9 protein-coding genes are annotated in these 9,371 nt (G+C 36.1%); all 9 read left to right on the forward strand.

Translation table 11 applies throughout. The annotated features are described in order from the left end of the window. Nucleotides 1-1,114: hypothetical protein (locus ACP5SP_RS06550; RefSeq protein ID WP_428076286.1), on the forward strand; the 1,114-nt coding region annotated here is incomplete at its 5' end. Nucleotides 1,115-1,365: 251 nt separating this feature from the next. After that, complete coding sequence (locus ACP5SP_RS06555) at nucleotides 1,366-2,043, forward strand: class I SAM-dependent methyltransferase (protein ID WP_428076287.1); 678 nt, start codon at nucleotides 1,366-1,368, stop codon at nucleotides 2,041-2,043. 44 nt (nucleotides 2,044-2,087) lie between these two features. Next, nucleotides 2,088-2,939 carry a hypothetical protein gene (locus tag ACP5SP_RS06560; protein WP_428076288.1) on the forward strand — a complete coding sequence of 284 codons (852 nt, stop codon included), beginning with the start codon at nucleotides 2,088-2,090 and terminating at the stop codon, nucleotides 2,937-2,939. Nucleotides 2,940-2,956: 17 nt separating this feature from the next. Then, complete coding sequence (locus tag ACP5SP_RS06565) at nucleotides 2,957-4,075, forward strand: FkbM family methyltransferase (RefSeq protein WP_428076289.1); 1,119 nt, start codon at nucleotides 2,957-2,959, stop codon at nucleotides 4,073-4,075. A gap of 2 nt (nucleotides 4,076-4,077) precedes the next feature. Continuing rightward, on the forward strand, nucleotides 4,078-5,277 hold the full coding sequence (locus ACP5SP_RS06570; RefSeq protein WP_428076290.1) for a glycosyltransferase: 1,200 nt from the start codon (nucleotides 4,078-4,080) through the stop codon (nucleotides 5,275-5,277). Between the two features lies 1 nt (nucleotide 5,278). Beyond that, entirely contained in the window at nucleotides 5,279-6,355 is a 1,077-nt protein-coding gene (locus tag ACP5SP_RS06575; protein ID WP_428076291.1) for a glycosyltransferase family 2 protein, read from the forward strand. Then, on the forward strand, nucleotides 6,352-7,500 hold the full coding sequence (locus ACP5SP_RS06580; RefSeq protein ID WP_428076292.1) for a glycosyltransferase family 4 protein: 1,149 nt from the start codon (nucleotides 6,352-6,354) through the stop codon (nucleotides 7,498-7,500). Before ACP5SP_RS06575 ends, ACP5SP_RS06580 begins: the two co-directional genes overlap by 4 nt. Then, nucleotides 7,497-8,744, forward strand: coding sequence for a hypothetical protein (locus ACP5SP_RS06585; RefSeq protein ID WP_428076293.1), 1,248 nt, complete (start codon nucleotides 7,497-7,499; stop codon nucleotides 8,742-8,744). Before ACP5SP_RS06580 ends, ACP5SP_RS06585 begins: the two co-directional genes overlap by 4 nt. Before the next feature lie 11 nt (nucleotides 8,745-8,755). Continuing rightward, nucleotides 8,756-9,371: glycosyltransferase (locus ACP5SP_RS06590; protein WP_428076294.1), on the forward strand; the 616-nt coding region annotated here is incomplete at its 3' end.

The following is a 9,371-nucleotide window of genomic DNA, read 5'->3' on the forward strand; positions in this document are numbered from 1 at the left end:
GGTGAACAAGGGTTCAATATCGCCCACAACCACTGCTAATTTTGTTAATGGAGTGCTATGTAATTTTCCTGTTATAATATCTGGTGCAAATACAGGTGTAATAATAACTGTAACAGATTCCGTGTCTGCAAAAACAGGTGTAAGCAATTCCTTTGATGTGAGTGCTGCACCTCCTCCCACCCTTACCCTTATTCAGCCTGTAGGTGGTGAATCTGTAACAGCAGGTTCAACGTATCCAATTCAGTTCTCTGTCTCAGGTGATACATCCCTTCTCTCTTACTTTGCTCTCTACCTTACCGTAGATGGTGGTGCTTCCTATGAGAGAATAGGCTATGTTTCCTTTGTAAATGGACAAACTTCCTATACATACAGCTGGTCTGTTCCCACAAGGATAACGTCTCTTGCAAAGGTAATAGTCTATGCAAGAAGAGTAGATGCTACAACACTTGCATATGATATAAGTCATAGCTTCTTTACCATCACTGATGCTCAACATCCAGCAGGTTTTGCTGTTAATATAACCAATCCAACCCCATCTTCTGTTGTTACTCCTGATACAGACCTTACAATTAACTGGACAACATCAGGTACTACACCATTTGACCTCTCTTACTATGCTCTCTATATTTCTTATGAAGCAGGACGTATGGGAAGCTGGCAACGTTTAGGCTATGCATTATCCTCTGTTACATCATTCACCTTCCATGTACCTGCTGGTGTAAGGTCTGACAAAGTTATGATACTTGTCTACCCAAGAAATGCCTCTGCAGGCACAGTAGGTTCTACTTCCCCTGTAACATTCACTATAGCTCCTCCTTCCTACAACTTCACAATCACCATCAACCATCCAACTACAGGGGATACACTTACTGCCAATACTACCTACACCATTAACACTACAATTGCTAATCTTCCTCCTCAGTTTGACCACTACACCTATTATCTCTCAATGGATAACGGTGCTTCCTGGGAATCCCTCACTGTTAACCCAGGCCTTACCTTCACAGTCCCATACAGAATCTCCACTAACTGCAAGCTTATGATTATTGCCTATGATGCCTCTAACAATGTCCTTGGCATACAGATATCAGGTACATTTACCATAGCGCCGTAACCTGATACCTACTAACTGATGCTTTCATACATAGGGGGCTCTTGCCCCCTATGCACTTTTGTTATATAATCTAAAGGAGATAAAGAGGATAAGGAGAAGAAATGTTTGAGAGAGGATCAGTTCTAATAATTGGTAGAAATGTCTTTTTAGGAGTCAAATTTTGAAGCATCTATCAAAGTTGAAGATCACTGAAATAGTGATCGTAACGGAGACTGCAAGAGAAGAAATTATAAATGAATGGGCAGGTTAGCATGGCGTATAACTTTTCAGTGGAAAGATACACAGAAGTAGTTGAATTCTTAAAAACTTTATCAGTTGATGCATCTATCTTGGAAGTTGGCTGTGGGACAGGAAACATTTTGGAATTTATTAGAGAGGAAACAGGAATCAAGTCAGTGTATGGTTTAGACATAGATACAGAAGCATTAGAAATTGCTAAGAACAAAGAGTTAAACGTTTATAATTGTTCAATTGTTGATGATTGTGATGAGAAGATCGCTCAAAAGTTCGATGTAGTGATTGTTGGAGCAGTGTTGCACCATTTAGTAACAAAGACACGTGGTGGTTCAATGAAGCTCTCGAAAAAAGCATTGGCAAAATCAATCTGCTTGTTGAAAGCCGACGGTTACTTAATCATAGTAGAACCGACTTTTGAGCCTTTTTGGGTATTCACTATTATTTTTTACATTAAACGATTAATAAGTTTATTCACTTCCAAGAGGGTAGTTATCTTTGATTATTGGAATAACATAGGCCCCCCTGTCGTTTCTTACTATTCGAATTCCAAACTGGTTAATATGGTTGAATCTTTTGTTAACTTGTGTATTCAGAAAGCAGCTTTTAAAAGGAAGCCACTTGGTACTTTACCAAGATTGTTGTTTTTGAGAAGATATGACGCAACTATAATTGCAAAAAATACTATTATGTAATATATTAATAAATGAGTAATCTAAAATTGGTAAGGAGGTATGCATTGAGCGATTTTACATTAAGAGAGTATGCAGGAGTAATTTTTAAGTGGAAACTCCTTATTTTGGGTATTGTTATTGTAACAGTTTTATTCTCATCTGTTCTAAATTTTTTTGTTTTTAAAAATGTGTTTGAAGGAGTTGGCACTCTGTTCCCTGCACAAATTGGTTCAGCTTCTGGCCAACTGCAAAATGGGTCGCCGCTCCTAAGTATTGGAGAAACAATGCAAATTGCTACAAGTGACGACTTTATGCAGAAACTTGCTAATAATCTGAGCATACCGTTGTCTGAATTTAAGAATAATTACGATGTCAAATCAACACAAACACAGAACTCGAATCAGCGGCTGTTCGAAATAAGTTTTCAGTCTGCTGACATAAACTCAATCAAGAATTTTTTCGGTGAATTTGTTAGTCTTCTTAATGATTATGTAAAAGGCAGTTACGAACAGCAGATTAACTCCCTAAAGGACTATATTAATCAACTTACCTCTCAAGTAGATACTATTGATGCGCATATGACAGATGTTTCAAAAAAGATGCTCGAGCTTGTCAATAAAGATGGGAGTGTTAAGTCGGAATTCTATCTTGAGTATGCGACATTGAGGAGTACTTATGATTCGCTCGGATTGCAAGAAATGCAGCTAAAACAACAGATTGCAGACATAAACCTTGGGCTTAATAACTCAAACCTTTATTATTTTCAGAATGGGTATTCTATCTTAGAAAAGCCAGTTAAGCCGAGAAGATTGTTTAATATCGCAGTCTCAGCAGTTACTGCTTTTTTCTTCTCGATTTTGCTTGCATTTTTTCTTGAATACTGGCATGAGTTAACCATTGATAAGAAAAACTTATAGAGATTAACTTTTAGTCTATGGGGTTCAATAGAGGGAGTAAAAGTTCTATTTTGAGTTTTAATGTGAATGATTCCCATACAGTTTTGCTAATCGAAGATGCTTTTGAGAAAGTCCAAGAGTTTAATTTCAGAAGGTATCTTGATGAATTACCTCACGCAAGTTTATATGCGAGGAGTCGTGTGGTTAATCAAACTCTAGAAAGATTCGGTTTGCATTTGATGCACAAGTCCTCTTATGAAACGTTTAGGTATAGCGTTATGGGTAAATGGAGTTCTGTGGGAACATCAAAACTTGCGATTGAAGAACCAGAAGAATTTGATAAGATTTATAGTCTTTTGGAAGATGATGATTCAAAGTCCACTTTTGATTGGTTTATAAAGTACAGGTTTGCTTATGCATTAATAGGAAATCTTGCAAATAAGATTTTTCCGCCAAAACTGAGTGAAGACGAATTTATTAGAAGTTTGAAGTCATTGAGGATAAATAAGCAGGGACTTGTTAGAATTGGCAGTTTTTCATTTAAGGCTGATCCTATAGGAATAGGTGAAAGTTGGCTGCTCGAACAATATTATCATGACAAGTGCGAAGTTACAGAAGGAGACATTGTCATAGATGGTGGTGCGTTTCTTGGAGAAACTGCTTTTTGGTTCATTTCCAAAGGGGCAGCAAAGGTTTATGCTTTTGAACCAGATCCAAGTAACTACAAAGTCCTCTTGGAGAATATCAAGAGGAACAATGCTTACGACAAGATAATTCCTAAGAGTATTTTACTTGGAGAGATTAACGGTAACGGAAGTCTGTATTCAACAGGTACAAGCAGAAGCTTCGGTTATATCAAAGGTAATGTCGAGGTAGAAGCTCTAACATTGGATTCTTTTATCGAAAAAGAAAAGCTGGGGAAAATTGATTTTATAAAACTTGATGTAGAGGGTGCCGAAATGGCTACACTTAGAGGAGCTGTTGAAACGATAAAGCAATGCAAACCTAAGATGGCGATTTCTGTCTATCACAAACCAGAAGATATAATTGAGATTCAGAAATTCTTGCATAGTTTGTTAACTGATGCCAAATTTTATTTATCGCACAAGTTTTTTGATTGGAATGAGACAATTCTTTTTGTAAATCCTCGGCGGTAAGAATGGAAAGGGATGGAAGATTAGATTCTATAGCTTCTAATAAAGGTAATGAAAGAATTATTGCTAGAAAAATTCACATTGTTTTTGTTTTACCCGCTTTGCGAGGGAGGGGAGTCGAAAAGGTAGCACTTGCATTGATCCAAGGTTTTTTAAAAGCAGGCTTTGACGTCGGTATGGTATTAGCAAAAGCAGAAGGAGAACTCTTGGATGAAGTGCCAAAAGACTTGGATATATTTGATTTAAATGTGCCTCAAAAATTAAGGCTGTTAAGGAGTCTTTTCCCTTTAGCTAAGTATTTCAGGACAAGAAAAACGGATGTAGTCTTTCCTCTGTTTGATGGTTTTGAGCTGATCCCAATTTTAGCTATCAAGATTTCGCGCATCTTCAAGAATTGCCCGATCATCATATACTCAGCTCATAATTCATCAAGATATCTTGACGATTTTAGAGGTGTTAAGAGAATTGCCTCCAGAGCCTTCACTTGGCCAAGCTTGCGTTTGGTTGACGAAGTATTGGCGGTTTCTGATGGAGTTGCAAGAGATTTTAGCCAGAGATTTCATTTTCCACTTTCGAGAATTAATGTCATTTATAATCCAGTTCTAACTTCTGAGATAATTGGTAAAGCCAACGAACCAGTCAATAACATTTGGTTTAATTCCACAATACCTATCATTATAGGAGTTGGGAGGCTGAATAAGCAAAAAGATTTTCCAACCCTTATAAAAGCATTTGCTCTTGTACGTAAAGAAGTAGATGCAAGACTTGTCATCTTAGGTGAGGGAGAAGAAAGGCAAAATTTAGAGAAACTTGCAAAAGAACTCGGAATTTCAGAATATGTTTGGATGCCAGGCTTTGTCGATAATCCCTATAAGTATATGAGTAAGGCATCTGTTTTTGTTCTATCTTCGATTTATGAAGGATTACCAACTGTTTTAATAGAGGCGCTTGCACTTGGAATTCCTGTAGTGTCGACCGATTGCCAAAGTGGGCCTTCGGAAATCCTTGATAGGGGAAAGTATGGTAAATTAGTACCTGTGAGAGATGCCGTGGCTTTGTCAAGAGCGATTTTCGAAATGCTTAGGAATCCAAAAGCCCCGAAAGAGATGTTGCAAGAAAGAGCAAAGTATTTCTCTCTTGAAAATTCTATTAAGGGATATCAATCTTTGATTGAAAGAAGTTTGAACAGGTTACACGGAGAATAGCGTGAAACGAGGTAAAGCTGATATCTTTCTTGGTTCAAATCTTGTTACGTCCGATCAAGGAGACGAGAAAAAGGTTGTTTCTTCAACTGAAACTGGCTCTAAGGTTTCTATTGTTATGCCTGCATACAATGCTGAGAAATACATACGTAGTGCAATTGAATCAGTCCTCAGTCAGACCTATCCTTATTTTGAGTTAATTGTGGTAAACGACGGTTCAAAAGATAGGACGGCCGAGATTATCAAGTCTTTTAATGACCCAAGAATAGTTTTCAACGATTTACCCGAAAATAAAGGCGTATCTTATGCTCGAAATTTAGCTCTTAGTGTTGCTAAGGGCAAGTGGATTGCATTTATTGATTCAGACGACATGTGGAAGCCCGATAGACTTGAATATCTACTTGGCTTAATGTCTAAATACGAGTACGGGAAGTATTTTATAGCAGACGATCTTATATTATCTTACGAAACCAATAACGGTAAGTTTATCCCTTTTGGCTCTGAAATTCGAATCTGGTTGCCTGAAATTTACAGGAAATTTGGTTCAAATAATGTGATAGAGATTAACTACAAAGATTTCTTTTATATTGCCTTCCAACCAATCATACCATTAGAAGTTATTGAAGAAAATAAGCTTAGGTTTCCTGAGGGTTTAAGTCTAGCAGAGGATTTATATTTTTATGCCAAACTTTTCAAGCTTGGTTTAAAAATGCTTCTAACCAAAGAATCCTTCTATTTTTATAGGCTTACTCAGGGCTCACTAACAGATTCGGGGTTAAGTGATTTCATAGGTAAAGTGAGGAATTTTGAAGGTACTTTAGAGACTGATAAGGAATTTGATAATGGCGACAAGGAACTTTTCAAGAAATATTTTGAAGCAAGAATAAAAAATATAAAAGAATCAGGCCCTAAAAGAAATTTTATGAGAGACGGTTTTGCAGGATTTATTTCAACATTATCAGAACAGCCGAATTCTTTCCTGAAATACGTTCTTGCCCATTTATCAAATCCATATAAATGGATGTGCTACCTAAGACTAAGGGTTGTGGCACAGCGAAATGGCGGCATTAAGAGACTATGAGAAAGGAAAGTATCATTTTTCTTCGATCTAACCCTGTCTACCCTGATCCAAGGGTTGAGAAGGAGGCTTTGTCTCTTTCGAAGAATGGATTTAAAGTGATAATCGTGGCATGGGATAGAGAAGATAAGTTTCCTTCGTATGAAAGTAAGGTTTTTGCCGATATTTACAGGTTAAAAGTGAAAGCAGACTTTGGTACGGGCCTTAAAAATGTGAAGCACCTACTTAAGTGGCAGTTAGCACTGCTTTTATGGTTGGCGAAAAATAGAAATAGGTTTTCCTGCATACATGCTTGCGATTTTGATACAATAATACCAGCACTGGTTTGTAAGCTTCTATATAAGAAAAAAGTTGTCTATGATATATTTGATTTTTATGCCGATATGCTTAGAAACGTTCCAAATACTTTGAAAAAAATTATAAGGAAAATAGACCTATTTTTGATAGGTATTGCAGATACAGTAATTATTGCGGACGAATCTCGCTTAAAGCAGGTAGAGGGTTCCCACCCTAAGAAGCTTGTGATTATATACAACTCTCCTGCTCAATACTCTGTTTCTGAAAGAGGGCGTGAAATTAAGGATATAGGCAAATCTTATGATCTCATCATAAGCTACGTTGGATTGCTTCAACATGAAAGAGGAATTTTAGAAATGATAAAGGTTGTAAAGAAGAATAAGAATTGGAAGTTGAACTTGGGTGGATTTGGAGGTGATGAAGAGATAATAAGGCAGTATTGTGAATCTGCAGATAATATTGTTTTTTTTGGCAGAGTGCCTTATCAAAAGACATTAGAAATTTATGCTGAAAGTGATGTGCTGTTTGCAACTTATGATCCTTCAATCCCCAACCATAGGTATTCAAGTGCGAACAAACTTTTTGAAGCTATGATGCTTGGAAAACCAATTATTGTTGCGAGGAATACGGGAATGGATTTGACGGTGCAGAAATACAACTTGGGATTTGTTACAGATTACGGAGACGAAGCTCAACTTGAAGATGTCTTAAAGAGAGTCGAACTTTGGGATAGTATTACGAAGAGGGACTTTGCGGAACGAGTCTCTTCTCTGTTTGAAGAAGATTTTTCATGGGTGATTATGGAAAAAAGACTCGTTAAAATCTACATTGATTTGTGTGAGGCAAAATGATAGTTATTTTCTTCATTCTACTTCTTTTTATAGTAATTTTACAGCTCAAAATTGACGTATCAGAGAAGAAGGAAATACTTGTTGTGCTGCTTGTTATTTTGATTTGGAACTTGTTATGGCTTGTATTAGTGCAAGCAGAGCTTTTCTATAAAGGAGTTTATACCTATGGCTCTGATGCTAATTATTACTACAATGAATTTCTCAGGTGTTTAGGAAATGCGCGTCCTTTTTATACTGCTATGCATTCTCGGCTTGCGCCGCTTTATGTATTGTTTGGTACGTTTATTTTAAAAACAAGCCCTAACTTGTCTTCTGTATGGATTAAACTCTCTAATATTTTACTCATCGAAGTAATATTTGTTTTAATCTATTTTTGGATGAGGACTTATATTAAGAGAACTTCATTGATCATTAATTTATTATTTTTCTTTGGACTAAATGGAATTATAACGTGGACAGTTCTCCGAGAATTAAAAGACATCTTCTTTGTTTTTTTAGTTATTATAAACCTTTCTGGACTTGATTATTTATTAAAAAAAGGAAAAAGCTTACAGGCGATTCTTTTTACTGGGTTAATGATATATCTTCAATTTAATGTCAGAATGTTTGCTGTCGCAATTCCACTTGTAATTCTCTTCATTTACATCCTTGTATGGAGAAAGAGCATAAAGAGGAATTTGTATTACTTGTTGGGAGCTTTTGTAATACTAATCTTGTTGTTTGAGCACAAGAGAATTGCTTGGTTTTACACAGGATTTATTTATTATGCCGGGAGATTCAGAGAGCCTTTGACGTTACTCGGTAGTAGTAGTATTACACAAATCTTGATTGCTCCCTTTAGATTTTTAATTGGCCCAGGGCCGATTAGAGCACTCGAAGAGTCAGAAGTATTTGTTGTAACAACTAATATGGGAAATATCCTTATTTTCTTGGGTTCTATCCTTTGGTGGATAATTCTACCGATTCTATTTATGGTCTTTGTTTTTGACTTTAAATTTATATTTAGAAATCTTTATTTTTTTGCAACCCCAATTTTCATTGCGCTTATGTATTCAATTATGTATTTAGGGACGGGCGACACACGACTCAGAGCTACAACGTATATTCTATTTATACCAGCTATCTGTAAATATCTTGAATACCTTGTTGATAACAAACCAAAGAAACTTGTCCTTACCCAGTATATTATCTCTTCTATGTTTGTTTGGTTTTTTTCTATACTATTATCCATTCTCACAACTTAGCGGGGTTTAATGTGAAAAGAATTCTTTTTCTTGCGACGGTTGATTCACATATTTATTATTTCCATATTCCTTTTATGAAATTGTTGAGAGATATAGGCTACGAGGTTGAGGTTGCAGCATCTAATGTAGGATTCAGAGAGAAAATTGAACAAGAAGGATTCAAGGTTTATTCGATTCCTTTTAGTAGAAATCCATTTAGCATATCTAACATAAAGGCTTTTTTTATGCTTTTAAAATTAATGAAAGAAAGAAAATACATTATGGTTCACACTCACACCCCTGTTGCAAGTTTTTTGGGTAGGATTGCAGGTAGATTAGTGGGCATACCTCATATTGTTTATACTGCTCACGGTTTTCACTTTCATGAATATGGGAATCCTTTGAAAAATTTTATATATTACCGACTTGAAAAATTTGCAGGCAAGTTTACAGATGTTTTAATAACAATAAATGTTGATGATTATAAAGTGGCTACAGAAAAAAAGTTGATTCCCCATGGTAAAGTGGTCTATATTAAAGGGGTAGGTGTTGATTTAGAAAGGTTTAATCCAAGAAATTTTAAGGATAACAAAGAATCGGACTTTTTATCCGATAACAATAGATTTATATTTGTTTCAGTGGGAAGGC

The organism is Caldisericum sp. (assembly GCF_049967455.1).
In the GTDB taxonomy this organism is placed as follows: Bacteria; Caldisericota; Caldisericia; order Caldisericales; family Caldisericaceae; genus Caldisericum; species Caldisericum exile_A.